General features: G+C 65.7%; 26 protein-coding genes. 14 read left to right on the top strand and 12 right to left on the bottom strand.

Annotated features, from left to right (window positions below; translation table 11 throughout):
- Positions 1–6: 6 nt before the first annotated feature.
- The 3 genes from YQ44_RS12435 to YQ44_RS12440 form a co-directional block, all read right to left on the bottom strand.
- Positions 7–582: a hypothetical protein gene (locus YQ44_RS12435; protein WP_071323647.1), complete on the bottom strand. Its 576-nt coding sequence runs from the start codon at positions 580–582 to the stop codon at positions 7–9.
- Positions 579–734 carry a hypothetical protein gene (locus YQ44_RS28890; protein ID WP_156894811.1) on the bottom strand — a complete coding sequence of 52 codons (156 nt, stop codon included), beginning with the start codon at positions 732–734 and terminating at the stop codon, positions 579–581. The genes YQ44_RS12435 and YQ44_RS28890 overlap by 4 nt, the downstream gene beginning before the upstream one ends.
- A 75-nt stretch (positions 735–809) precedes the next feature.
- Positions 810–1,052 (bottom strand): hypothetical protein, encoded by a 243-nt coding sequence (locus YQ44_RS12440; protein ID WP_071323648.1) that lies wholly within the window; start codon positions 1,050–1,052, stop codon positions 810–812.
- Between the two features lie 262 nt (positions 1,053–1,314).
- Between YQ44_RS12440 and YQ44_RS12445 the strand changes: the two genes are divergently transcribed.
- The 3 genes from YQ44_RS12445 (at position 1,315) to YQ44_RS12455 (ending at position 5,165) form a co-directional block, all read left to right on the top strand.
- Positions 1,315–2,280 (top strand): VirK/YbjX family protein, encoded by a 966-nt coding sequence (locus YQ44_RS12445; RefSeq protein WP_071323649.1) that lies wholly within the window; start codon positions 1,315–1,317, stop codon positions 2,278–2,280.
- Between the two features lie 22 nt (positions 2,281–2,302).
- Positions 2,303–3,682, top strand: a complete 1,380-nt coding sequence (locus YQ44_RS12450; protein WP_071323650.1) for a serine hydrolase — start codon at positions 2,303–2,305, stop codon at positions 3,680–3,682.
- Between the two features lie 130 nt (positions 3,683–3,812).
- Positions 3,813–5,165, top strand: a complete 1,353-nt coding sequence (locus tag YQ44_RS12455; RefSeq protein WP_071323651.1) for a serine hydrolase — start codon at positions 3,813–3,815, stop codon at positions 5,163–5,165.
- 3 nt (positions 5,166–5,168) lie between these two features.
- On the opposite strand, the gene YQ44_RS12460 is transcribed toward YQ44_RS12455, so the two are convergent.
- From YQ44_RS12460 to YQ44_RS12470, 3 genes are all read right to left on the bottom strand, one after another.
- A complete protein-coding gene (locus YQ44_RS12460; RefSeq protein WP_071323652.1) occupies positions 5,169–5,522 on the bottom strand; it encodes a hypothetical protein in 354 nt (117 codons plus the stop codon).
- Positions 5,519–7,096: an EAL domain-containing protein gene (locus YQ44_RS12465; protein ID WP_071323653.1), complete on the bottom strand. Its 1,578-nt coding sequence runs from the start codon at positions 7,094–7,096 to the stop codon at positions 5,519–5,521. Before YQ44_RS12465 ends, YQ44_RS12460 begins: the two co-directional genes overlap by 4 nt.
- 106 nt (positions 7,097–7,202) lie before the next feature.
- Positions 7,203–8,711, bottom strand: a complete 1,509-nt coding sequence (locus tag YQ44_RS12470) for an MFS transporter (protein WP_071323654.1) — start codon at positions 8,709–8,711, stop codon at positions 7,203–7,205.
- A gap of 63 nt (positions 8,712–8,774) precedes the next feature.
- Here YQ44_RS12470 and YQ44_RS12475 point away from each other — a divergent pair, with 63 nt between their 5' ends.
- Positions 8,775–9,671, top strand: coding sequence for a LysR family transcriptional regulator (locus YQ44_RS12475; protein WP_071323655.1), 897 nt, complete (start codon positions 8,775–8,777; stop codon positions 9,669–9,671).
- Positions 9,672–9,680: 9 nt separating this feature from the next.
- On the opposite strand, the gene YQ44_RS12480 is transcribed toward YQ44_RS12475, so the two are convergent.
- A complete protein-coding gene (locus YQ44_RS12480; protein WP_071323656.1) occupies positions 9,681–10,250 on the bottom strand; it encodes a helix-turn-helix domain-containing protein in 570 nt (189 codons plus the stop codon).
- Between the two features lie 80 nt (positions 10,251–10,330).
- Between YQ44_RS12480 and YQ44_RS12485 the strand changes: the two genes are divergently transcribed.
- Entirely contained in the window at positions 10,331–10,861 is a 531-nt protein-coding gene (locus YQ44_RS12485) for a GNAT family N-acetyltransferase (RefSeq protein WP_071323657.1), read from the top strand.
- Positions 10,862–10,874: 13 nt separating this feature from the next.
- Here the strand turns inward: YQ44_RS12485 and YQ44_RS12490 are convergent, their stop codons facing one another.
- The 4 genes from YQ44_RS12490 to YQ44_RS12505 all read right to left on the bottom strand — a co-directional run bounded on the left by YQ44_RS12490 (position 10,875) and on the right by YQ44_RS12505 (position 14,250).
- Positions 10,875–12,059: a low temperature requirement protein A gene (locus tag YQ44_RS12490; RefSeq protein ID WP_442905936.1), complete on the bottom strand. Its 1,185-nt coding sequence runs from the start codon at positions 12,057–12,059 to the stop codon at positions 10,875–10,877.
- A gap of 65 nt (positions 12,060–12,124) precedes the next feature.
- Positions 12,125–12,382 (bottom strand): hypothetical protein, encoded by a 258-nt coding sequence (locus tag YQ44_RS12495; RefSeq protein ID WP_071323659.1) that lies wholly within the window; start codon positions 12,380–12,382, stop codon positions 12,125–12,127.
- Positions 12,383–12,485: 103 nt separating this feature from the next.
- Positions 12,486–13,433, bottom strand: a complete 948-nt coding sequence (locus YQ44_RS12500) for a 2-hydroxyacid dehydrogenase (protein WP_071323660.1) — start codon at positions 13,431–13,433, stop codon at positions 12,486–12,488.
- Positions 13,434–13,572: 139 nt separating this feature from the next.
- Complete coding sequence (locus YQ44_RS12505; protein WP_156894812.1) at positions 13,573–14,250, bottom strand: hypothetical protein; 678 nt, start codon at positions 14,248–14,250, stop codon at positions 13,573–13,575.
- 239 nt (positions 14,251–14,489) lie between these two features.
- Between YQ44_RS12505 and YQ44_RS12510 the strand changes: the two genes are divergently transcribed.
- From YQ44_RS12510 to YQ44_RS12550, 9 genes are all read left to right on the top strand, one after another.
- The gene (locus YQ44_RS12510; RefSeq protein WP_071323662.1) at positions 14,490–16,709 is read left to right on the top strand and encodes a TonB-dependent receptor; all 2,220 of its coding nucleotides are present in this window, start codon (positions 14,490–14,492) and stop codon (positions 16,707–16,709) included.
- 102 nt (positions 16,710–16,811) lie between these two features.
- Positions 16,812–17,687, top strand: coding sequence for a hypothetical protein (locus YQ44_RS12515; protein ID WP_156894813.1), 876 nt, complete (start codon positions 16,812–16,814; stop codon positions 17,685–17,687).
- A 68-nt stretch (positions 17,688–17,755) separates the two neighbouring features.
- A complete protein-coding gene (locus tag YQ44_RS12520) occupies positions 17,756–18,907 on the top strand; it encodes a sensor histidine kinase (protein WP_071323664.1) in 1,152 nt (383 codons plus the stop codon).
- A 149-nt stretch (positions 18,908–19,056) separates the two neighbouring features.
- Positions 19,057–20,511 carry a circularly permuted type 2 ATP-grasp protein gene (locus YQ44_RS12525; RefSeq protein ID WP_071323665.1) on the top strand — a complete coding sequence of 485 codons (1,455 nt, stop codon included), beginning with the start codon at positions 19,057–19,059 and terminating at the stop codon, positions 20,509–20,511.
- Entirely contained in the window at positions 20,505–21,449 is a 945-nt protein-coding gene (locus YQ44_RS12530) for an alpha-E domain-containing protein (RefSeq protein WP_071323666.1), read from the top strand. The genes YQ44_RS12525 and YQ44_RS12530 overlap by 7 nt, the downstream gene beginning before the upstream one ends.
- Positions 21,449–22,258 (top strand): transglutaminase family protein, encoded by an 810-nt coding sequence (locus YQ44_RS12535; protein ID WP_071323667.1) that lies wholly within the window; start codon positions 21,449–21,451, stop codon positions 22,256–22,258. The genes YQ44_RS12530 and YQ44_RS12535 overlap by 1 nt, the downstream gene beginning before the upstream one ends.
- 90 nt (positions 22,259–22,348) lie before the next feature.
- Entirely contained in the window at positions 22,349–23,227 is an 879-nt protein-coding gene (locus YQ44_RS12540; protein WP_071323668.1) for a peptidase, read from the top strand.
- A 108-nt stretch (positions 23,228–23,335) separates the two neighbouring features.
- Entirely contained in the window at positions 23,336–24,703 is a 1,368-nt protein-coding gene (locus YQ44_RS12545) for an alpha/beta hydrolase (RefSeq protein WP_071323669.1), read from the top strand.
- Between the two features lie 104 nt (positions 24,704–24,807).
- Entirely contained in the window at positions 24,808–25,233 is a 426-nt protein-coding gene (locus YQ44_RS12550; protein ID WP_071323670.1) for a Fur family transcriptional regulator, read from the top strand.
- Between the two features lie 27 nt (positions 25,234–25,260).
- Here YQ44_RS12550 and YQ44_RS12555 read toward each other — a convergent pair whose 3' ends face one another.
- Positions 25,261–25,788, bottom strand: coding sequence for a GNAT family N-acetyltransferase (locus tag YQ44_RS12555; protein ID WP_071323671.1), 528 nt, complete (start codon positions 25,786–25,788; stop codon positions 25,261–25,263).
- Positions 25,789–25,836: the final 48 nt, after the last annotated feature.

The raw sequence follows: 25,836 nt of genomic DNA on the forward strand, positions 1-25,836 counted from the left end.
CTGGCCTCACAGGCGGCGGTTCAGCACGCTGTCGATATCGTGCGTCCGCACTTCCGCCTGCACGACGCCCTGCCGCAGCCAGTAGCCGGCATCGCCCTGCTGCAAGCCCTGCATGTCGAGCGTTCCCAGCGCGGCGGGCACGATGCCGGCAAGCAGCTGCGCCACATCGTCCCATGCGCTGTAAAACAGTTTCAGATACCAGCCGTCATCGTGGGCGTAGGCAAGAAAGCGGTTGCCGAGGCCAGGAATCCGCGGGCGGCGCAGCGCCCGCCCCCGATGCGCGAAGAACACCGCCTCGGCCACGTCCATGTCGCCCAGCGGCGGCAGCGCGGCATCCTGGTAATCGGCCCAGGCATGGCTGCCCCAGGACGCCATGTCCTCGCGCGCCAGCGCCGCCAACTGCATCTGCGACACGTGCTGCAGCCCCGATGGCGCGTCGTACTGCGCCGCGGCGGCATCGCCTTTCAGCAACAGTACGCCGCCCGCTTCGCCGAGCGTCGGTAAAAAATCGCCGAATTCGATGCCCGAGGCGACGAGCATCTGCTGGTCCGGGTCGTGCCATATATACAGATAATTTCTCAAGTGCTGGTCCGTTTGGTTTTCGGCGCCGTGTTCAAGGCCACGGCGGCCCATAGCAGCGCGCACACCCTGGCCAGCATGGCGCCGCGCCAATCGCCGAGCTGCGCGATCTTCGCATCGATCTGGTGCGAAGGGAATTCCTGTTCTTTCTGCATGGCTGACACTCCTTCCTCCATGATATGCCAGGCTGCATGGCCGCCTGCCGCAGTACTGCACCGGCCACAGCGCCGCTAGCGCGTCAGCAGCATGGACGCCAGATACACGAGCGATGCAAGGACCACGCCTATCCCCACCCAGGCCGACAGCACCATGAAACGGCCTTCCCGGCAGCCCTGCTTGCTCAGCTTTGAGTAATAGGCCCATTCATCGCCCGGCGCATAGGCCTTGCGCTTGCGGTGTTTGGCATCGATGCGTCGGTTGACGATGCCAAAGGTCAGCGCGAAGAGCCCGGCGAGTATTTTTATGAATAGCATGAGTGAGCCGGATGAAGGAATCGGATGTTTGCGTCCTGTGCGCAGTGCATGGCGCGGCAGCCACTGTACTCCATTTGAGAAAGATTGTCATTTAAGTATGTGCATCCGGCGTGCCGGCGTCCTTAATATGAAATTCACCTTGCCTGCGTAGCATACAAATTGGCAAGGCCTTCATGGAGCAAGGTCTGCCATTGACGGATACAACCATGCAAACCTTTTTTCTGTACCAGCACGCCAACCCACGCCTCGCGGCGTGCCTGCCATGAACACCGCGGCCCTGGCTGCTTCGCCCGCCTTGTCGCAACGGCCTGCGAGCGGGCACCGCCTGAAAGCGGCCTTGGGCGCCCTGTTCTTTCCGCGCCAGCGCACGCGCTGGCAGGCGTTTCTCAGCAGCACGCCCGGCATGGCCGCGCTGGCGCAGCTGCATCCCTGCCTGCGCTTCAAGATTTTCCGCCCTTACGCCTCGCGCCAGCTGGGCTGTTCGGCGCGCCTGACCTTGCTCGAAGGACACTACCGCTTCCTGTGGCAGGCGGGCGCGCGGCCGCTGGTGGAACAGGCGGCGCGCCACCCCGTGCTGCTGGCGGCCTTCGCCGGCAAGGACGAGGCCTTGTACCGGCTGCAGCTGACGGCCATCCACGACAGCCACCGCGAAGGCGAGCTGTGCCTGCGGCTGACGCGCAACGGCCTGCCCCTGTACCTGGCCAGCTTCCTGTTTACGCCGCGCGCCGATGGCGTGTCGATCCAACTGGGCGCGCTGCAGGGGCTGCGCTCGGAAGCGGGCGCGCAAGCCGTCAAGGCGGCCACGCGGGCCCTGCACGGCTGCCGGCCGAAAAACCTGATGGTGGCCGCCCTGCGCGACTTCGGCGATTTTTTTGCCTGCACCAACCTGTTCCTGGTCAGCAATCACAACCGCATCGCCCTGAATGCGCGGCGCCGCCGCCATATCGCCGCCGATTATGACCAGGCGTGGCAGGAATTGCGCGCCTTGCCCATGCGCGACGGCAATTATCACTTGCCGTGCGCGGCCTACCGGCCAGCGGACCTGGCCGACGTACCGTCGAAAAAGCGCGCCGATGCGCGCCGGCGCGGCGAATTATTGCTCGGCATGACGGCGGACATGCGCGCCCAACTGGCCTTCCTGCTGGACGCGCCTGCGGCAATGGCGGTCGAAGCACCTTGCCAGCAAAGCGATACCCTCGATAGCAGTGTTTTACCTTCCCACCATTAACAATTAACGGACGGAGTTGACCATGCCACCACGCCTGCCCACCCTGTTATTGCCCATCGTATCGCTGTCTGCCGCCGGCGCCATGGCCGCCCCCACTCTCGATGCAAGCGTGCGCGAGCGCGCGGAAACGCTGGTACGCGAGGGCAAGCATGCGAGCCTCGTCATCGCCGTGATCGACGGCAGGGATAGCGCCGTGTATGGCTTTGGCCGCGCGCGGCCTGGCGATGCGGCCGCGCCCGATGCCGACACCGTCTACGAAATCGGCTCCGTGACGAAAACCATGACGGGCCTGCTGCTGGCCGACGCCGTCGTGGCCGGCAAGGCCGGGCTGGACCAGGCCGTCGCCGAGCTATTGCCCGCCTATACGATTCCTGCCCATGCCGGCCAGCAAATAACACTGGCCCAGTTGGCCACGCATTTTTCCGGCTTGCCGCGCCTGCCCGGCAACCTGGCGCCGGCGGACATCAACGATCCCTACGCCGACTATGCGGAAGCGCAGCTGCGCAGCTTCTTGGCAGGCCACACCCTGTCGCGTCCGCCGGACGCCTCCTACGAGTACTCGAACCTCGGCTATGGGCTGCTGGGCACGGCATTGGCTGAACGGGCGCAGCTGCCATATGAAGAACTGCTGCAGGCGCGCATCTTCCGCCCGCTGGGCATGCTTTCCAGCTCGACGCAGACCACGCCCGCCCTGCGGGCCCGCCTGGCACCTGGTCATCTGGAGGATGGCCAGCCCACATCGAACTGGCATTTCCAGGCCATCGCGGCGGCCGGCGCCGTGCGCTCCAGCGCGCGCGACATGATTGCCTATGTGCAGTCATACATGCGCGCACCCGGCGCGGCACAGCGGCTGGCCGTGCAGCCGCGCCAGATACTGGCCGGCGAAGGCGACGGCGACGGCGTCAAGAAAGTGGGCCTGGCATGGGTGCTCGACCAGGTCGATGGCCAGCCTTTCGCCTGGCATAACGGACAGACGGGCGGCTACGCCAGCTTTGTCGGCTATACCCTCGACGGCAAGCGGGGCGTGGTGGTGCTGAGCAATACTGCGCGCGACGTCGACGGGCTGGGCGTCGGCGTGCTGGTGCCTGGCAGCCTGCCGCCCCTGGAAAAGGATGGCCCGCCGCCGGAGGAAATCGCCATCGACCCGGCCCGGCTGGCGCAATACGCGGGCCAGTACGCGCTGGCGCCCACGTTCGTGCTCAGCGTGCGCCAGGGGCCGGACGGTTTGCTGGTGGGCGCCACGGGCCAGGGCGAAGCGCCCGTGTTCGCCAGCGCGCAAGACACGTTCTTTTACAAGGCGGTCGAGGCGCAGCTGGTGTTCCAGCGCGACGTCCAGGGCGCCATCACTGGCGTGGTCCTGCACCAGAACGGCATGGCCATGCCGGGCAAGCGCAAACCTTGATTTTTCAGCAATAATGGAATAAAACTCAGGCAACCTTCATGTAGCCAGCCTATGCTCGGCGTTCATTCCAGCCACTTTACCCAGGGGCTGGCGTGAACTTGCCGTTCAGACCAACTCTAGACAGGTTCCCATGACACCCACTTTCGCCCTCCTCCCCCTCTGCCTGCTCGGTTCCGCCGCGCTGGCCGCCCCCGTGCTGGACGACGCCGTGCGCCAGCGCGCCGAGGAACTGACGCGCACGGGCTTGCATTCCAGCATCGTCATCGCCGTCATCGACGGCAAGCACAGCGCCGTGTACGGTTTCGGCCATGCGCAGGCGGGCAAACCCGCCAAGCCCGGCGCCGACACCGTCTACCAGATCGGTTCCGTGACCAAGACCATGACGGCCCTGCTGCTGGCCGACGCCGTCGTGGCCGGCAAGGTGGCGCTTGACGAGCCCGTGGCGAAGCTCTTGCCCGGCTACACGCTCCCAACCTTTGACGGCAAGCCGATCACCGTGCTCGACCTGGCCACGCATTATTCATCGCTGCCGCGCCTGCCTGGCAATTTCGCGCCGAAGGACCCGGCTAACCCTTACGCCGACTACACAGAACAGTTGCAGCGGCAATTCCTCGCCGCCTACCGCCTGCCGCGCGCGCCAGGCAGCGCCTTCGACTATTCGAACATCGGCTATGCGGTGCTGGGCACGGCATTGGCGGCCCAGGCCGGCACCAGCTATGAGGCGCTGCTGCAGTCGCGCATCGCCGTGCCGCTGGGCATGCGCTCGACGTCGAACACGGCCTCGGCCGGCATGCTGGCGCGCCTGGCGCCCGGCCACCTGGGCACGGGCCAGCCCACGCCGGCCTGGGATTTGAACGTGGTGGCGCCGGCCGGCGGCGTGTATTCGAGCGCGCGCGACATGGTGGCCTACCTGCAAGCCTATATGCTCCGGCCGTTGCGCCCGTATGCGCTGGCCGTCAAGCCGCAGCGCGCGCTGGCGCCGGACAGCGACACGAAAATCGGCCTGGCCTGGCTGCTGGAGCAGAAGCAGGGACAAGGCTATGCCTGGCATAGCGGCCAGACGGGCGGCTACTCGAGCTATGTGGCGTTCACGACGGATGGCAAGCGCGGCGTGGTGGTGCTGACGAATACGGCGCGCACCATCGACGAGCTTGGACTGTCAGCCTTGCTGCCGGGCACACCGTTGCCAGCCATCAAAAAGCTGCCAGCGGCCATCGACCTGCCGCGCGCGGCGCTGGCCGAGTATGTGGGCGAGTATCCGCTTGGCAAGGAATTCACCTTGACGGTGAGCCTGGGCAAGGATGGGCTGGAAGCGGCCGGCACGGGCGTCGGTTCGGCGCCCGTGTTTGCCAGCGCGAAAGACCGCTTCTTCTTCCGCGCCATCGACGCGGAACTGGCGTTTACGCGCGATGCCCAGGGCCGTATCGACAGCGTCCTGCTCAAGCAAGGCGGGCAGGACGTGGTCTTGCCGCGCAAGCCCTAGCGCTCATGCGGCCGGGTCGCGCATGAATTGCTCGACCCGGGCGACAAATGCCGCCTTGCTGCGCGTGCGGAATTCGCCGAGGAAGGCATCGCTGCCCTTGACGACGTTGCCGTGGCGGTCGTAGGCCACCTTGCCCATCTCCAGCACGAATTCGCCGGCGGGATCGTCTTCCGGCTCGAAATGCGAGTTGAAGCAGTAGCCCGTGTCGCGGCAGCTGCCCCACAGCAGCAATGCGCTGCTGAACCACTGCATGGTCTCGGGACCCGGTTCCACTTCGAACAGGGTGTTGACGGTGATGCTCCAGCCGCCAGGAACGCGCAGCGGCTGCAAGGGATAGGGAAAGCGCGGTGTGCTCATGGCGTCGATGGTGTCAGCGGTGGGCGGCGGGTTTCGTAAAAGGCGAGGAATTCGGCGGCCGGCAGCGCTTTCGCAAACAGCCAGCCCTGGCCGAATTCCACCTGGCGTTCCAGCAGATAGTCGGCCTGCGCCTGCGTTTCGATGCCTTCGGCCACGATCAGCATCTTCAGGCTGCGCGCCATGGCGATGATGTGCGGCGTCACGCTGCTGGTGGCCGCGTCCGTGCCGATGGTGTCGACGAACGATTTGTCGATCTTCAAGGCGTCGAGTGGCAGGTTTTGCAGGCTCGACAGGCTGGAATAGCCGGTGCCGAAATCGTCGATGGCCACCGCGTGGCCGCGCGCTCTGGCTTTCTCGATGGTGGCGCGGGCCGCCTCCACATTGATGAAGCCCCGCTCCGTCGCTTCCAGCCAGATCTGCTGCGCCTCGATGCCGGTGCCGGCCAGGGCCCGCCCGAGCACGTCGAGCACCCTGCCCGTCTCGATATCGCTGGCGCACAGGTTGATGGCGATATGCAGCTCGCGGTCGGCCACCAGTGCGGCGCGCAGGTCGGCGATGACGCAGTCGATGACCTGGTCCGTGATCGGCAGGATCAAGTCGCTCTCCTCGGCAACGGGGATGAACAGGTCGGGCCGTATCATGCTGCCATCGGGACGGCGCCAGCGTATCAGCGCCTCGGCGCCCACGCAGGCGCCCGTGTCGAGCGCGATGATGGGTTGATAATGGACAAAGAACTCGCGCCGGTCGATGGCGATGCGCAACTCGCCCATCAGCGACAGGCGGCGGCGCGACAGCCAGACGACGATGCCGACGATGAAGGCGGCCATCAGCAAGCCCATCGGCAGGAGCAGCAACTGTTCGCGGCGCAGCCTGTCATTCAGCTTGCTGCGCGGTTCGATCATGACGGCCGTCAAGCCATCGCGGTACAGCGTTGCATGGATGCTGCCATCGTGCGCGATGTCGCCCGCCGTGGGTGTGCCGGCAAGCAAGGCTTGCACCTGCGCCGGATCCGGATGGTGCAAGGTGTCGAGCACGCCTTCCTTGCCGATGGCGACGGCCATCTGGATGTCGCTGTCGACGATGACGTCGGAAAAGCGCACGGGATCGATCAGCACCTTGTAGGCGCGGTATGTCAGTCCCACCATGCGCTTGCCGCCGCTGACGACGGGACGCAGGTTGAAATCGAGGCCCATGCCATTGTCCAGCATGAAATCGGGCGGCGTCACGGTGATGCGCGCCTCCTCGATGCCGGTGGAGGTGCATTTCAGCAAGCCGTTCTCGACATAGCCGATATCGTCGATGCTGCGCGTGGTGATGGTGATGCGGCGCAACTGCTGGATATGCGCCTCCGAGCACGGCACGAGGTCCAGCGCGTCGGCGCTGCGCAAGGCGGCGCTGGCCGAGGCGATCGAGCGGTGCGCGCGTTCGAGCGCATAGCCGGCCAGCAGGCGCAAACGGTCCTGCTCGCCCTGCACGGCGCGCACGGACGACAGGTAAAAAGCCAGGCTCAGGGGGGCCGCCACGCCGATGACTGCCACCAGCACGCTCGTTACAATAATGCGTTTTCTGCGCATGCTACCCCTCCGGTGAACCGCTGTTATTTGAATGCTATGTATTGCTCGATGGCATCATATTACAAGCGGGAGCGGCGCACATGGATCCTACCGATTAGTTACACTTTTATTTGACCGTCACGGCCGCCGGAGCCGGCCGCGCCAGCACGAATACCAGCGCCGCCACGACGGCTGCCAGGGCGCCGGCCAGGTACAGTACGCTGGCGAAGCCGTCGACGAAGGCGTGGCGCGCCGCTTCCTGCGCCAGCGCCTGCATGGCTGGCGGCAGCTGGCCGAAGGCTTCGGCCGCGTTGCCGGCGACGATGCGCCCTATCATCTCGGGCGTCGCCTTCAAGCCGTGCAGCCAGGCCAGGCGCTCGAACGACGCCGCCGTGCGCATGGCCAGCACGGCGCCCAGGCCGCCGACGGCCAGCACGATGCCGACGAAGCGCGTGGTGGTGCTGATGCCCGAGCCCATGCCTGTCCGTTCGCGCGGGATGCAGGCGAGGATGGCCTTTTGCGTGGTGCCGTTGAGCAGCCCGGCGCCGGCGCCCGTGACCACCATGCCGGCCGCTACCCATGCATATTGCAGGCTGGCGGCCGCGAATGCCGTCGCCACATTGCCCACGGCGACGATCAGCAGGCCCGTCACCAGGATGCCGCGGTCGTCGAGCCGGCGCATGGCGCGCGGCGCCAGGCGCGACAGCACCACCATGGCGACGGCGAATGGCAGCATGGCGCAGCCGGCGATGACGGCAGAAAAGTCGAACGCGTTCTGCAGGTACAGCGGCAAGAACGTCATCATCACCTGCGCCGCGATGGCGTAGCCGAACATGCCCAGCACGGCGCCGACGAAGACGCGGCGGCCAAACAGCGCCAGGTCGATCATCGGCGCACGCTGGCGGCGCTCGGCCACGACAAACACGCACAGCAGCGCCGCCCCGGCCAGGAAGCGCAGCATGGTGGCGCGGCTGCCCCAGCCCGCCACACTGGCGTCGATCAAGCCCCAGATGATGCAGAACAGGCCGGCGGAAAACAGCAGCGCGCCGAGCGGGTCGAAGCTGGCGTTCGACGCATCCTTCGATTCGTCCACGTGGCGCTGCACCAGCCACATCAATATGGCGACGACGGGCAGGTTCAGGTAAAAGATCCAGCGCCAGTTGATGGCGCTCGTGACGAGGCCGCCCAGCAGCGGCGCCACCGTCATGGCCACGCCCATGGCCGCGCCCCACACGGACCAGGCGCGCGCCCTCTCCTTTTCCGCATGAAAAGTGTGGCCGATGACGGCCAGCGCGGAAGTGAGCAGCAGCGCGGCCCCCAGGCCCTTCACGGCGCGCGCCACGTTGAGCACGAACGGCGTCCAGGCCAGGCCGCACAGCAGCGAGGCCAGCGCGAACACGCCCAGGCCGCACAGCATGACCCTGCGCCGCCCCAGGCGGTCGGCGATGCTGCCGGCCGGCAAGAGGAACGAGGCGAACGCCAGCATATAGGCACTGACCACCCATTCCACGTCGACGAAGCTGGCGTTCAGCGAGCGGGCGATCGAGGGCAGCGAGACGGCCACGACGTTGGTGTCGAGCATGATCAGGGCGCAGACGCCTGAGCATGTATATAAGGTCCAGTTGGTATTTTTCATGCCTGGATTGTAAGCAGGCCGGTATTATTTCTTGTTATAAGTCAATCGACTTATAATTCACTCATGGTGAATACAGAAAAATCGCTGGAGCTGCGGCATTTCCGCTGCGTGCTGGCCGTCGCGCACAGCCTGCATTTCGCGCGGGCCGCCGCCGAGCTGGGCATTTCGCCGCCCGCGCTGACCAAGCAGGTGCAGGAAACGGAAAGCCTGCTCGGCACGCGGCTGTTCCAGCGCAGCAAGCGCGCCGTGACCCTGACGGCCGCCGGCGAGCTGTTCGTGCCGGAAGCGGCGCGCGCGCTGGAACAGCTGGAACAGGCGCAGGACGTGGCGCGGCGCGCGGGCCGGGGCGAACTGGGACGGCTGGAAATCGGCTACGTGGCGTCGGCGGCCTATGCCGGCGTGCTGCAGGCGCAGTTTGCCCGCTTCCGGGCGGCGCACCCGGGCATCCGCATCGGCGCGCGCGAGTATGCGATGGAAACGCTGCCCGAGCTGCTCGACCAGGGCCGCCTCGACCTGGCCTTCGTGCGTCCGCCCCTGCGCCTGCCCGATGGCGTCGCCAGCGTCGTCTTGCTGCGCGACCGCTTCGTGCTGGCCGTGCAAGCCGACAGCCCGCTGGCCCGGCTCGGCGTGGTGGCGCCGGCGAACCTGGCGCAGCAGGCATTCATCGTGCCGGAACAGGAATTGGGCACCGTCGAGTTCAGCCGGCGCGGCGGCTATGCGCCGCAGGTGACGTCGCGCCCGGGCAGCCTGCTGGCCGTGCTGACGGAAGTGTCGCTGGGCGTCGGCTGCGCCATCGTGCCGCACTCGGTGATGGCCAGCGTGCGGCTGCCGGGTGTGGAATTTCGCGAACTGGCGCAGCCCGCGATCAGCTCGGAAATCGCCGTCGCCTTTCGCCGCCACGAACAGGCGCCGGCCGCGCGCGCCTTCATCGCCCAGCTGCGCGCGGCGGCGCTGGCCTGACATCGCCGCTCAGGCGTTTTTCAGGACGGCCACGGCGTAGGTGCAATCGGCCGCCGTTTCATTGCTGAACACGCAGTCGGCCGGCGGCCCCAGCTCCAGGCAGTCGCCTTCGTCCAGCGCGTGCCGCGTGTCGCCTTCGATGAAGACAAGGCTGCCGGATAGCACCCAGATGAGCTGGCGCCGCGACACATAGGCGGCCGCCGGCATGGGCACGGCCGCGCCCGGCGGCAAGGTGATGTGCACGAGATCGAGCGGCATGTCGGACGCCGGCGATACGTGCCGCCGCACGTAGCCGCTCTGCGGGTCGACCCACACGGGCTGGCCCGCCTTGCGCAGCAGGCGCCCCTCGCGCATCTCGGCGCGGGCGATGAGCTCGGACATGCTCAGCTCGAAGGCGCCCGACAGCCGGGCCAGCAAGGTGGCCGTGGGGCTGCAATCGCCGCGCTCCACCTTGTGCACCATCGCGCGCGACACGCCGGACCGGGCCGCCAGGTCCGTCAGCGACCAGCCCAGCCGTTCGCGCTCGATGCGCACCCTGGCCCCTATGCGTTGGTTCAATTCGTCTGGTTTAGTGGACATACTCAGGATTTATTGGACAAAAGTGTGGGCGGCAATCTATGATTTGTCCATTATAGTAGACGCCCAGCGAGGAAACAACCATGCAGATACGCGACGCCCATGCGGGCGATATCGAGGGAATCACGGCCATCTACAACGATGCCGTCAGCAATACCCTGGCCATCTGGAACGAGCAGACGGTCGATGCGGCCAATCGCGCCGCCTGGCTGGCCGACCGCCTGCGGGCCGGCTATCCCGTGCTCGTCGCCATCGACGCGCAGCAAAGCGTGGCCGGCTACGCCTCGTTCGGCGACTGGCGCGCCTTCGACGGCTTCCGCCATACGGTCGAGCATTCCGTGTATGTGCGCGCCGATTGCCGCGGCAGCGGCACGGGCAAGGCCTTGATGGTGGAGCTGATCGCGCGCGCGCGCGGCATCGGCAAGCATGTCATGGTGGCGGGCATCGAAGCGGGCAATGCCGGTTCGATCGCCCTGCACAAGAAACTCGGTTTCGAGGAGGTGGGATTGCTGCCGCAGGTGGGCACCAAGTTCGGCGCCTGGCTGGACCTGGCGTTCCTGCAGCTGACGCTCGATGCGCGCAGCGATCCGGACGGCATCACGCCGTCCAGCTAACTTCAGGCAAGCCTCAGGGATCGATGTCCGGCGGCGGACGGCGCAGGGCCAGATGTTCCCACACGGCCACCAACACCAGCACGCAGCTGGTGATGCAGGCCAGGGTCAGCGGCGCATACAGGCGGCCGTACGCCATCGGGATCAGCGCCAGGATGATCAAGATGCCCAGCAGATGCGACAGCGGCGGCGTGGCGCGGTCGTTGCTGACCCATTTGAACAGGGCGTTGCCCAGCAGATACAGGATCGGGCCGCCCAGCAAGGCGCTGATGCCGGCGAAGCTGGCCTCGTCCGGGTGCACGAGGGCCAGCTCGTCGGCCACGGCGCTGACGATCACGCCGCCCACGATCAGCATGTGGATGTAGGTGTAAGCCTTGCGCGCGATGCGGCCCGGATCTTTCGAGTGGGCGATGCGGTGGTGGCCCGCTTCGGCGCCCGTGTCGAAATAAATCCACCACATGGCGATGCTGCCGACCAGGGCCGACAGGAAACCCAGCCAGTTGGCGGCCGTCCATTCCAGGCCCGCGAACGTGGCGCCCGTCACCAGCAGCGATTCGCCGAGCGCGATGATGACGAACAGCGCGCAGCGCTCGGCCATGTGGCCCCCATCGACATCCCAGTCGGCCGTCGACGAGCGGCCCAGGCCGGGCACGCCGAACTGCATCCACGGTCCCGCCAGGTCGATCAGCAGGGCCGCGGCCCACCAGAAGATGCGCTGCGAAGGGTCGGCCAGGCCGCCGGCGATCCAGAAGGCGCCGGACAGCACGGCCCACAGGGCGATGCGCTGGAAATTGCGGCGGCGCGACAGTGCTTCGTGGCGCACGGCCCACCAGGCGAACAGGGGGCGCCCCACCTGCATGGCGACATACGCGCCGGCAAAGGCCAGGCCCCGCGTGCCGAACGCTTCGGGAATCGAGGCGGACATGATGAGGCCGCCCAACATCAGGGCGAACAGGCTGATGCGTACGGGAATGCGCTCGGGGTCGAGCCAGTTGGTGATCCACGACGTGAAGATCCAGACCCACCAGACGGCCATCAGCAGCAGCCCCGTCTGCAGCCAGCCCGTGGCGCTCAGGTGTGCCAGCAAGCCATGCGACAGTTGCGTAACGGCAAACACGAACACGAGGTCGAAGAACAGCTCGATCATGCCCACCTTGCCGCTGTCCTGCCCGCCGCGCTTGCGCAACAGCGATTTTGTCAATTCCATACATACTCTTTCATCGTCAATCCTGGCCGCGCTGGCGGTGTTGCCCATGGGCTGGCGGCTCAGGCGCGTTGTAAACGCCACCACAAAAAACCGGCCAGCAAGGCTGGCACGGCAAAAATTACTGCAAAAATCGGTAGTTCCTCGGCCACGGAATAGCCGGCCCCGAGCACGCCCACGGCCATGTTGATGCCCGCGCCCACCAGCCACAGGGGAATGAAGGCCAGGGCCGCATGCGCCATCGCGCCCCTGCCCCGTCCAATCAGCAGGCACAGTGCCAGTAGCGCGAAACCCGCGCCCATCACCAGTATCGTATGCATCGCCGTCCCTTCATTAAAACATCGTATGGAAAACTATGTATAGGATGCTAACGCATTTCGCGGGTGCAGGGAGCAATTTGCTGTGCGCGGCAGGCGGATGGCCTTAAACCGGCGTGGGCAAGGGCAAGCCGGCGAAGTGCGCTGCCAGGTTGTCCACCACCAATTGCCCCATCGCATGGCGCATTTCCACGGTGAGGCTGCCCACGTGCGGCGTCAGCACCACGTTTGGCAAGGCGCGCAAGGCGGCGGGCACGCGCGGTTCGTCCGTAAATACGTCGAGGCCGGCCGCGCCCAGGTGGCCATCCTGCAGGGCGGCAATCATGGCGTCTTCGTCGATCAGGGCGCCACGGGCGATATTGATCAGGGTGCCTTGCGGGCCCAGCGCGTCGAGCACCTGGCGGTCGACGATCTTGCGCGTGGCCGGCGTGCCCGGCGCGCAGACGATCAGGTAATCGCTTTCCTGCGCCAGGGCCAGCAAGGATTCCGCGCGCGGCACGGGCGTGCCAGGAATGGCGCGCGGCTGGTAATAGCGTACGTTGACGCCGAAGGCGGCCAGGCGCAGCGCGATCGCTTGTCCGATCTGCCCGAAACCGAAGATGCCGGCCGTCTTGCCGCGCAGGCTGGATGCGGGAGTGATCGCTTCGCGGCGTTCCCAGGCGCCATCGCGCACGAAACGGTCGAGCGCGGCGATATGCCGGGCGCTGGCCAGCAGCAGGCCCAGCGCCACGTCGGCGACGTCGTCGGTCAGCACGTTCGGCGTGGTGGTGACGGCGATGCCGCGCTGGCGCGCCACGTCGAGCGCCACGCCATCGAGGCCGACGCCGTTGACGGCGATGATTTCCAGCGCGGGCAGCAAGCCCATGTCCGTGGCGTTCAAGCCCAGCGCGCCCGTCGTGACGACGGCGCGGATGCGCGGCGCCCGCTCCGCCAGCCAGGCATGGCGCTCTTGCGGCGCGATTTGCCAGGCGTGGTGGCACGTGTAATCGTGCTCAAGCTGCGCGTTGACGGCAGCCGAGGGGCTGGGAGCGAGGATCAGGAGTTCGGGGGGCATGGGCGTCCAGGATGGTGTCGGCATAGGGGAACGGGAAACAAACGCAGACGCAACTTAGCATATTTGACGCCCTGCCGGGGCCGCCTGTCCCGTAAATGCCCTCAAAACCCTGATCGCAACGCGGGCTTTGCCTCGCGCTTCAGCCCGGGCAAGCCACGCGTTTCAGCTTACCGCCCGTCTTGAACGGGTCGGCGCCCGCGCCGGGATTGTCGCCCATGGCAAAGCAGGTCGAGCCGCCCGGCGTGCGCACGCGCGAGGCGGGCCGGCCGTCGGCCGTCAGGTAGTCGTCGACCGCCAGCACGGCGCCGCCGCGCCGGGCGGAGGCGACCAGCTTCTGGAAGGTCGTCTGGCTGTCGATCTCGGGCGCGGCCAGCCACGGCTTGTCTTTCTGCAATTCGGCGCGCAGGGCCTTGTCGGCGGCGCCCGCCGCCAGCCTGGCGCGCGTGCGCAAGTCTTCCGTGGGCGCGGCAGGCGGCGCATCGACGGGCGCGGTGATGGTTTCCGCCGGCGCGGCAACGGATTCGGCCAGGACGGGCGGCAAGGCGGGCGGCGCCACGGGCGCAATCGCGCGCGCGCGGGGCATGGGCATCGGCAAGGGCATCGGCGGCGTGCGCGGCAAGGGCCGGGGCAAGGGCCGGGGCGGCATCAGGGTCAGGAAGGCCACTTCCGTGTATTGCTTGAGCTGGCGCGCCGGCAGCAGCAGGAAATACAGGCCCAGCGCATGCATGGCGAGGATCAGCGCGACGGCGGCGCCTTTCAGGCTGAGCCAGTGCGGCAGGCGCGTGCGCGGCGCATCAGGCGGGGAATGGCGAAGCATGGGCATGCGGTGTCCTGTGGGCGCAAGGCGCGATGCTGCATTTTAGCGGGAGCGCCTGGCATGGGTTGATGAATTCGCAAGGTATCGTCTGGCGCGCCTTTTTTATGCAGAATCCGGTGCCTGATCCGTCAAGTGTTGTGCTACGCACCATTTTTTGACTGCCAGGCGCACGATTTTGCACGCTATCCCGCGTGGCGGAATACAATGATAATCATTCTCATTACTATCCAAACAACATCATGCGCAAGTTCCACCTCGCCCCTACCCCGTTCGCCCTGGCCGCCTTCCTGCTGGCCAGCACCGCCGCCCACGCCCAAACCAGCGTCGCCGCGCCAGCCAGCGGCGACGCGCAAAGCATGCCCACCGTCGTCGTGAATGCATCGGCCGATGCGTCGGCGGAAGGCTTGTCGAAGGCGTATGCGGGGGGGCAGGTGGCGCGCGGCGGGCGCATGGGTATCCTCGGTTCCGTGGACATGATGGATTCCCCGTTTGGCAGCACCAGTTACACGCAGCAGTTCATTGCCGACCAGCAGGCGCGCAGCGTGGGCGACCTGCTGCAAAGCGATCCGGCCGTGCGCATGTCGCGCGGCTATGGCAACTTCCAGGAAGTCTATGTGATCCGTGGTTTCGCCCTCGATTCCGATGACGTGGCTTACAACGGCCTGTACGGCGTCTTGCCGCGCCAGTACGTGTCGCCGGAACTGCTCGAGCGCGTGGAAGTGTTCCGCGGCGCCAGCGCCTTCCTGAATGGCGCTGCCCCTGGCGGCAGCGGCCTCGGCGGCGCCATCAACCTGATGCCCAAGCGCGCCGGCAACGCGCCATTGACGGAGCTGACGGTGGGCGTGGAGTCGGGCGGTCATGCCTACGCGGCCATCGACGTGGCGCGCCGCTTCGGCGACAACCAGGAATTCGGCGTGCGCGTGAACGCCGCCAAGCGCCAGGGCGAGACCAGCATCAAGCGCGAAGACCACGACGTGGGCATGTTCTCCGTCGGCCTCGACTATCGCGGCCGCAACTACCGCCTGTCGGCCGACGCCGGCTACCAGAATTTCGATCTGACGGCGCCGCGTCCTTCCGTCAGCACAGGCAGCCTGACGGCCTTGCCTGGCGCGCCCGACGCGGCGAAGAACTTCGCCCAGCCGTGGAGCTACTCGAAGGAGCACGATGTGTTCGGCACGGCACGCGCCGAGGTGGACCTTGCCAAAGATGTGGTGGCCTGGGCCGCATTTGGCAGCCGTTCGACGAAGGAGTCGAACAGCCTGGCCCAACCGACGTTGAACTCGCTCAATGGCGATGCCAGCGTGTACCGTTTCGACAATGCGCGCAAGCAGGAAATCCGCACGGGCGAACTGGGCATCCGGGGCAAGGGCCGCACGGGCTCCGTCCAGCATACGCTGGTGGCCAGCTGGTCCGGTCACTGGAACGAGGCGAAGAATGCGTATGCGATCAGCGATTACGCAGGCTTGCCGACGAATATCTACCGTCCGTTGGACGTGGCCATGCCGCCTACCCTGCCCGCGAACTCGGGTGGCGTGATGAGCGACCCGCGCCTGACGCAAAAAACCATCCTCAACAGTTACGCCGTGGCCGATACCATGGCCTTCCTCGACGAGCAGCTGTTGCTGACCGTGGGCCTGCGCCGCCAGCAGATCCGCGATGCGGCGTATGCCTACGGCACGGCCGTGCAGTATTCCAGCTATGACAAGAGCGCCACGACGCCCGTGGCCGGCATCGTCTACAAGGCCAGCAAGAACGTGTCGCTGTACGCCAACTACATCGAGGCGCTGGTCAAGGGACCAGTTGCCAGCGGGACCTACTTTGATGGCAAGAACGACATGCCGGTGAGCAACAAGGGCGAGGTATTCTCGCCATACAAGACCAAGCAGAAAGAAATCGGCATCAAGTACGATGGCGGCAGGCTGGGCATGAGCGCCGCCCTGTTCTCGACGGCCAAGCCCTTGCCGGCCGTGGTCGGCTCGCGCGCCACCCTGTCGGGCGAACAGCGCAACCAGGGCCTGGAACTGTCCGTCTTCGGCACGCCGATGGCCGGCGTGCGCCTGCTGGGCGGCCTGACCTGGCTCGATACGGAACAGCGCAAGACGGACAAGCCGGCCAACAATGGCAAGAACGCCATCGGCGCGCCGAAAACGCAGCTGAGCGTGGGCGGCGAATGGGATGTGCCTGGCGCGCCTGGCCTGTCGCTGAACGCACGCACCGTCTACACGTCGACGCAGTATGCGGATCTGGCCAACAGCAAGCAGCTGCCATCCTGGACCCGCGTCGATATCGGCGCGCGCTACCTGACCCAGGTGGCCGGCCATGACGTGACCTTGCGCGCGCGCATCGACAACGTGGCCGACCGCAGCTACTGGGCCTCGGCCGTCTCCTCGTTCGACGCGGGCAGCCTGGTGCTGGCTGCGCCGCGCACCTTTGTCGTCTCGGGCAGCGTGGCGTTCTAAATCAGCCTGCGCCGGCCTGCGATAAAGCTGCCCGTCCCCGTGGCAGCTTTTTTTTCGCGTGCGCGCCTGTGCCGGCACGCCCGGTTCGGCGACAATGCCCGCATGAAACTCTCCCCTGCCCTGCTCGTGTCACTGGCCCTGTCCCTGCCCGCAGCTGCCCAGCAGCAAGTTGCCTGTCCGTATGCTGCCTGGAAAAGCGGCTTCAAGGGCGATGCGCGGGCCCAGGCCACGTGCTTGTTGCGCCCCGTCAAGCTGTATGCGCGCCTGGGCGCCAGTGCGCCGCTGCCCGCCTTTCTCGACAGCCACGTCGGCCAGCGCACGGACATCGCCCCGGCCAGCCTGCGCGCGTATCTGTCCACGCACGGCATCGATGAAATGGCCGTCGGCGGCGCCGTCGACGCGCCGCTGTCGCGCGCCGTGGGACGGCTGGTGGCGCCCGTGGCCCGCTATTTCGTCATCCACGACACCAGCTACCCGAATTTCCTGCTGGACGCGATTCCCGCCCACATCAACGACGCCAGCTGGGATTTCAACGACTTTACGCTGCGCAATCCCGCCCTGGGCGGCGGTCCGAAAGGCCATGTGTATGTGAACCGCCTCGGCGATTCGCTGGCGGTGCGCGACTTTGGCACGGCCGGCTACGCCAGCAAGCTGGAAAAGGACAAGCCGTCGCTGACGGGCCTGTTCCTGCACGTGGAGTTGGTGCAGCCGCGCCGTTCCGTGCCCGGCGGCGGCAAGGGCAACGATGGCCTGGCGCCCGACCCCGGTTTCACGCCGGCGCAGTATGACCGCCTGGCCTTGCTGTACCTGGCCGCCAGCGTGCGCAAGGGCACGTGGCTGATTCCCGCCTTCCACGCCGTGCTCGACACGGGTTTTGCGAACGGTCATGATGATCCACAGAACTTTTCCCTGGCCGATTGGTCAGCCTCGCTTGCGCGCCTGGAGGCGGCCCTGCGCCAGGCCAATACTGGACAATAATGCGTTTCCCTGACGGCTGATTTGGCGCATACTATTAAGCGCATAGCCATTCCTGCCAGGGAGTTCAGGTGAGTAACGCCACGCATCATCACGCGGATCGTCGGGCAGCCGCAGGCCCGCCGCTGGCGCGCGCGCAGCGCATCTTTGCCATGCGCGACGCCGTCCTCACTGCCTGGGAAGACCGCGTGCGCGCCTGCGTGCGCGGCGCCGACCAGCTGCTCACGCCCATCCTCATCAATACCTTGCCGGCCTTTTTCGACAACCTGGCCGAGGCCCTGACGCCCGGCCATCCGCGCGAAAACGCCGCCAGCAACAGCAATGTGCCGGCCGTGCATGGCAACGAGCGGGCGCGCATGACCAATTACGGGCCGGAACAGGTGATCCAGGAATACCAGATCTTCCGCGACTGCTTCGCCGCCGTCGCCCACGAGTCCGGCATCACCTTGCGCCGCAAGGACTGGTGCGTGATCAACGAATCGATCGACGTGGGCATCCGCGAATCGATACGCGAATTTACCAGCATGCATGAAGGCTTCCGCCGCCGCATCGCGGCCGGCCTGTCGCACGACATGCGCAATCCGCTGGCCGTGATCAGCACCAGCGCCCAGTTGCTGCTCAGGCCAGCGGAACCGGAACGGGTGGCCGTGCTGGCGCACAAGATTGCCGAACACAGCAAGCGGCTCGACAGCATGATCGAGGAATTGCTCGACACCCTCAGCTACCACCAGGGCCAGCAGCTGCCGCTGGTGCTGAGCCAGTTCGACGTGCTGCCGCTGGTGCGCGCCGTGGCCAGCCAGGTCAACCTGCAGCGGCCCGATAAATGTATTGTCAATGGACAATCTGTCGTCGGCTGGTGGTGCGAGAATTCGCTGCGGCGCGCGCTGGAAAACCTGCTCAGCAATGCCCTCAAGTACGGCGATGACGCCGCCATCGGCTTGCATGTGGAACAGACGCACGAACGCATGATCATCACCGTGCACAATGGCGGCCACCCGATCGCGCCGGAACAGGCCGAGCGCATCTTCGACTACCTGCGGCGCGAAAACCATGGCCCGGCGCCAGGCTGGGGCATCGGCCTGCCCTTCGTGCAAAACGTGGCCGAAAGCCATGGCGGCAGCATCGCCGTCGACAGCTCGCCCGAGACGGGCACGAGCTTCATTTTCGACTTGCCCGTCGATTGCCGGCCCTTCGTCCATCCGGCCGACTTCCCCAGAAACTGACAAGTAACGCACCAATACGGTGCAGATGACGGATTTACGCCACAAAAGTGGTCATTTTTTACACAATTTCACGCGTGCGGCATTGCTGCGGCATTGGCACACTTCCTGCTGAGCTATAGTCAGACCAAGGCTCAAGGGGAAATCACAACATGGCAAATTTTTTCAATGAAATGACTGCAGATGACGTGGGTACGGACGGCAAGGTACGTGAACACTATCGTGAATTTAATAGCTGGCTGGAGCAGCAATCCCCCGACACCATCGCCCGCAAGCGGGCCGAAGCCGACCTCACCTTCCGCAGGGTCGGCATCACCTTTGCCGTGTATGGCGACGATGCCGGCACGGAACGTCTGATACCGTTCGACACCATCCCGCGCATCATCCCGGCCGCCGAATGGGCGCAGATGCAGACGGGCCTGGTGCAGCGCGTGCAGGCGCTGAACATGTTTATCCATGATATTTATCATGAACAAAACATCATCAAGGCCGGCATCATTCCCGCCGAGCAAATCTACAAGAATGCCCAGTACCGCCCGGAAATGCAGGGCATCGCCGTCGCTTCCGACATTTACGCCCACATCGCCGGCGTCGACATCGTGCGCGCCGGCCAGGGTGAATTCTATGTGCTCGAAGACAATCTGCGCGTGCCATCCGGCGTCTCCTACATGCTGGAAGACCGCAAGATGATGATGCGGCTGTTCCCGGAACTGTTTGCGCGCAACCGCATCGCCCCCGTCGACCACTATCCGGACATGCTGCTCGACAACCTGCGCTCCGTGGCGCCGATGGGGATCGATGACCCCACGGTCGTCGTCATGACGCCCGGCATGTACAACTCCGCCTACTTCGAACACGCGTTCCTGGCCCAGCAGATGGGCGTGGAACTGGTGGAAGGCAAGGATTTGTTTGTCAACGATAACTCGGTCTACATGCGCACGACGCGCGGCCCGAAGCGCGTCGACGTCATCTACCGCCGGGTCGACGACGATTTCCTCGATCCGCTGGCGTTTCGGTCGGACTCGTCGCTGGGCGTGCCGGGCCTGCTGTCCGTCTACCGCGCCGGCAGGGTGACGCTGGCCAACGCCATCGGCACGGGCGTGGCCGACGACAAGTCGATCTACCCTTTCGTGCCCGACATGATCAAGTTTTACCTGTCGCAGGAGCCGATCCTCAACAACGTGCCCACCTACCAGTGCCGCAAGCCGGCCGATCTGTCCTACGTGCTGGCGAACCTGGCGCAACTGGTCGTCAAGGAAGTGCATGGCGCCGGCGGCTACGGCATGCTGGTGGGCCCGGCGTCGAGTGCCGCGCAGATCGAGGACTTCCGCCAACGCCTGCTGGCCAATCCGGGCGGCTACATCGCCCAGCCCACCTTGGCCCTGTCCGCCTGCCCCACGTATGTCGAGGCCGGCATCGCGCCGCGCCACATCGATTTGCGTCCATTCGTGCTGTCCGGCAAGACGATTTCCATGGTGCCCGGCGGCCTGACCCGCGTGGCGCTCGGCGAAGGTTCGCTGGTGGTCAATTCCTCGCAGGGCGGCGGCACCAAGGATACGTGGGTGCTGGAACCATCGTCCGTCTTTGCAGGAGAAAAAATATGCTGAGCCGCACCGCCGATCATTTGTTCTGGATGGCCCGCTACACGGAGCGGGCGGAAAACACGGCGCGCATGCTCGACGTCAACATGCAAACGTCGATGCTGCCGCAGTCCGAGCAGGATGCCGAACAGGGCTGGCGCGCCACCCTGGGCATTTCCGAACTGCAGAGCGCGTATGACCACAAATATGGCCGCTTCCACACGCGCGACGTGCTCGACTTCATGGTGCGCGACCCGAACAACCCGTCGTCCATCCTCGCCTGCCTGACGGGCGCGCGCGAAAATGCCCGCGCCGTGCGCGGCACCCTGACGACGGAAGTATGGGAAATCCAGAACGCCACCTGGCTCGACATGCAGAAACGCCTGAAAAGCAATCTGCTGGAAACGGACCCCAGCCAGTTCTTCGAATGGGTGAAATACCGCTCGCACCTGTCGCGCGGCGTGACCCTGGGCACCATGCTCAAGGACGAGGCCATCCATTTCATCCGCCTCGGCACCTTCCTCGAGCGGGCCGACAACACGGCGCGCATCCTCGACGTGAAGTTCCACGGCGCGCGCGACACGTCGAAAGACATCACCCAGCGCGATTTTTACTACTGGGCGGCGCTGCTGCGCTCCGTCTCCGGCTTTGAAATCTACCGCAAGGTGTACCGCGACGTCATCACGCCGGCCAGGGTGGCGGAATTGCTGATGCTGCGCGGCGACATGCCCAGGTCCCTGCTTGCCTGCATGGAAGACGTGGTGGAAAACCTGAAACATATCCGCAACGATGTCTCGGCCGATACGGAGCGTTTCGCCGGCAAGCTGCATGCGGAGCTGAAATTCGGCCACATCGACGACATCATGAAGGCGGGCCTGCACCTGACCCTGACGGAGTTTCTGGAAAACATCTATGACCTGGGCAACCGGGTCAGCCGCGACTTCCTCGTTCCCTTGGCGGCCTGATGCAGCTCACCATCCGCCACGAAACCCATTACGCCTACAGCGCGCCGCTGGCCTACACCATCCAGCAGCTGCACCTGACGCCGCGTATCGAGCCGCAGCAGCGTGCCCTGTCCTGGCAGATCACGACGCCGGGCCGGTGCCACGCCTACACGGATGCCTACGGCAACCTGTCGCACATGCTGACCATCAATGGCAGCCACCAATCGCTGAGCCTGGTCGCCCAGGGCGTGGTGGAAACCATCTACCCGCACAAGGGACGGCTGAACCTGGTCGATACCCTGTCGCCGCTGTTGTTTACCATGCCGACGCCGCTGACGCAGGCCAACCCGGCCATCCTGGAGCTGGCTTGCGCCAGCCTGCCGGACCGGCGCGTGACGGCCGGCACGGGCCACTTGCTGCGCCTGGCCGAAAGCATCGTCGGCAAGGTGGCCTATGAAAGCGGCGCCACCATGGTCACCACCACGGCCGGCGACGCCCTGGCCCTGGGCCGTGGCGTGTGCCAGGACCACGCCCACCTGTTCCTAGCCTGCTGCCATGCGTGGGGCATCCCGGCCCGCTATGTCTCCGGCTATATCGACCCGGAAACGACGGGCCACGCGGCCAGCCACGCCTGGGTCGATGCCTGGACCGAGGACACGGACTTCGCGGGCTGGGTCAGCATCGACGTCACGCATGCGCGCCTGATGACGGATGCGTATTGCCGGCTGGCCATCGGCCGCGACTACGATTCGGCCGCCCCCGTGCGCGGCGTGCGCCAGGGTGGTGGCACGGAAACGTTGCGTGTCGATGTACAGATTGTGCCCGTGTAACCCTGCAGGAATGAGGCTGGCCGGGCCTTGCGGCGGATCGCCTGGGCCTGGCTGGTGTAGAATGCTTCCCCTTTTACTCGATTTGCTACGATGACTTATTGCATAGGCGTGCGCCTGAACGAAGGCCTGGTCTTCCTGTCCGACTCCCGCACCAACGCTGGCGTGGACCAGGTGGGCACCTTCCGCAAGATGAGCGTGTTTGAAAACCCGGGCGACCGCATGCTGGTGTTGATGACGGCAGGAAACTTGTCGATCTCGCAAGCCATCCGCCAACTCGTGTCCGAACACGTGGATGCGGACGGACGCAGCATCTGGAACGTGGCCAGCATGTACGACGCGGCCCGCATCGTGGGCGAAGCCGTGCGCACCGTGCACCAGCGCGAAGCGAAGGCCCTGGCCGAGTGCGGCATCGATTTCAATGTCAGCATCATTCTAGGGGGCCAGATAGGCGCCGAGCGCTGCCGTTTGTTCCAGGTGTATTCGGCCGGCAATTTCATCGAATCGCACGATGAAAACACATATTTCCAGATCGGCGAAGCCAAGTACGGCAAGCCCATCATCGACAGGGTCATCAACCCGACCACGCGTCTGGACGAGGCGGCCAAGTGCGCACTCATTTCCATGGATTCCACCTTGCGCTCGAACATTTCCGTCGGTTTGCCGCTGGATCTGCTCGTCTACGGGACGGACAGCCTGGCCGTCACGCGCTTCGTCACCATCGATGAAAAGAACCAGTATTTCCGCATGATCCGCGACACGTGGGGCGAGCAATTGAAACATGTGTTCGAAGGCATCGCCGATCCCGTGTGGAATGCCACGCCGGAAACCACCACCAACGTGCTGTCGTCGACGAATATGCACAGCAAGCCCGTGCGCGTCAGCATTCCCGGACACGTCAGCCGTGGCGGCCTGAGCGTGGCGCCCCTGCAATCGCTGGCGCAGCAATTCAGCGACGACAAGCAGCATTGATCTGCCGCGCACCGCCTGCGCGCGGTGCTGGACAAGTCGCCTCGCGCGTGCTTTTATGGCAATATGGCTAGCCAGGCTATCCATATTGCATAGAGAGGCAGGTGGCGCATGGACTTGATCACTTCCGCCGTCGTCGCGGCCATCGGGCATGGCGCCCCCGGCCACGCCGCCGAGGCCATCAGCAGCCACTACCGGCAGCTGAAGACGGCCATCGCAAAGTTCGACAGTGCGGCTGCCATCCTGGCCGCCATCGCCGCGCTGGAAGCCGACCCCGCCTCTGCCCCGCTGCGCCTGGCGCTGGCGGCGGCCCTGTCCACGGCGAAGGTGCCGGACGACATGGAAACCCTGTTCGCCGCGCAAGGCTTGCTCGATGCCCTGCAACGCCCCGTCACCGCCATCGACATCACGCCGGCCAGTGTGCCCACGCCCGCCGACAAAAGCGCCGTCGTCTCCAATTATGCCGTCGTGAAAGTATATTTCGCCACCGACCGCCAGCGCGACGTGGGCAAGCCGGCGGCCCTGCGCTTCAACGGCGAGCGCAGCACAGGCGCGAGCACAGGCAGCGGCAATGGCGGCGGCGATGGCCCGCTCAGCTATGGCAGCTGCGACATCAGCATCCCGCGCGACCACCGCATGGGCCAGCTGGAATCGCCGTCGCTGTGGCGCCTGGAATTGCGCGAAGACCCGGCCAAGCACGTCGTGCTGCTGGAAACCGAGGTGCAGGACCGCGATAATTTCTTTGCGGCATTGAGGACGCAGGTACGCGCCTCGGCCGGCAAGAGCGCCTTTATCTTTGTACACGGCTACAACGTGACGTTCGAGGACGCGGCGCGGCGCACGGGGCAGATGGCCTACGACCTGGGCTTCGATGGCGCGCCCGTGTTCTACAGCTGGCCGTCGCGCGGCGAACTGGCGGCCTACACCGTCGATGAAAACAATATCGAATGGAGCACGCCGCACATCGCCGCCTTCCTGGCCGATTTCCTCGCGCACAGCGAGGCGGCGCACGTCTATCTGGTGGGCCACAGCATGGGCAACCGGGGCCTGGCGCGCGCCGTGGCCGAGCTGATGGTGGCACAGCCGCAGCTGGCGCAAAAGATCACGGACATCATCCTGACGGCGCCCGACATCGACGCGGCCATCTTCAGGCACGATATCGCGCCGAAACTGGCCGGCGCGCGCAACCCCGTCACCCTGTACGCCTCATCGCAGGACCTGGCCCTGGCCGCCTCGAAAACCGTGCACGGCTACGCGCGCGCGGGCGACAGCGGCGCCGGCATGCTGATCATGGCCGGCGTGGAAACCATCGATGCCAGCGGCGTCGATACCAGCTTCATCAAGCATTCCTACTTCGCGGAAAAGCGCTCGGCCCTGTCCGACATGTTTTATTTGATACGCAACAATGCGCGCGCCGACCAGCGCTTTCTCGACCCCGTCGATACCGTGGCCGGCCGCTATTGGACATTCAAACCGTGACGCGGCTTCATGCACGGGGGCACGCATGCTAAGATACGGCCATGAGGGTGCCAAAGGCACGGCGATGACGCCGCCAGCCCGTCCACCCGTAAGCAGGCCATATCATGTTGACATCTTCTTTTACACCGCAAGCCGAATCGCTGATCCGCAACACCAACGCCCGCGTCACCAAGACGCGCGTGAAGGTGCTCGACTTTTTAATGGCGCAAAGCCGCTCGCTGACCCACCATGAAATCCAGCAGGCGCTGTCGCAGGACAGCGATATCGATTCCGTGACCCTGTACCGCGTGCTCGAGTGGCTGACGGAAAATGAACTGGTGCACCGCATCGCGGGTGCCGACCAGGTGTGGCGCTTCAGCGCGGGCGCCGGTCACCAGGCGCACGAACACGCGCACTTCCAGTGCACGAAATGCGCGAACGTCACGTGTTTCAACGAGGTCAAGCTGCCCACGCCCGTCGCCTTGCCGGAAGGCTTCAGCGGCGACGAGGTCGATTACCTGATCAAGGGCCTGTGCCCGCGCTGCAAGTAATTTCCCAAAAGACATCACCTGTAGACATCACCTGAGCAGCAAGGCCAGGTGATGCTCGTCATAGAACAGCTCACCGACGCGCATCGAGCGCGGTTCCGTGCCGTAGCCGATAAAGCCCAGCGATTCATACAGGCGCAAGGCGGCATTGTTTTCCGCGTTCACGCTCAGATGCACTTGCAGGATGGCGGGATCATGCTCGGCCAGCGCGATGCAGGCATTGACGAGGCGGCGCGCCACGCCCTTGCCCCGGTAAGCGACGTCCACGAAGACGCCCCACAGCAGGGCCTTGTGCGACAGCTGGCGCATCGGCTCGCGGCGCAAGCCCGCAAAACCGACGAGCCGGTCGCCGTCGAAGGCGCCAAACGCCCGCTGCATGGCGCCGCCGGCGATGCGCTGCACGTGTTCGTCTGGCGTACGGGCCAGTTCATCCTCGCGCGACGAGGAAAACGCACTGGGCGCCTCCTGGATCGCGCGCAGGCGCAGCGCGCAAAAGGCGGTGGTGTCGGCCGGCGTCAGCAGGCGGATGGCGATATCGTGGGCGCTGGCGTTTGTCATGGCGGGATCCGGCTGTTTTTGCCCATTATACCCACGCCGCCCGCCCCT

The sequence above is a fragment of the Janthinobacterium sp. 1_2014MBL_MicDiv genome, from assembly GCF_001865675.1.
Lineage (GTDB): Bacteria > Pseudomonadota > Gammaproteobacteria > Burkholderiales > Burkholderiaceae_D > Janthinobacterium.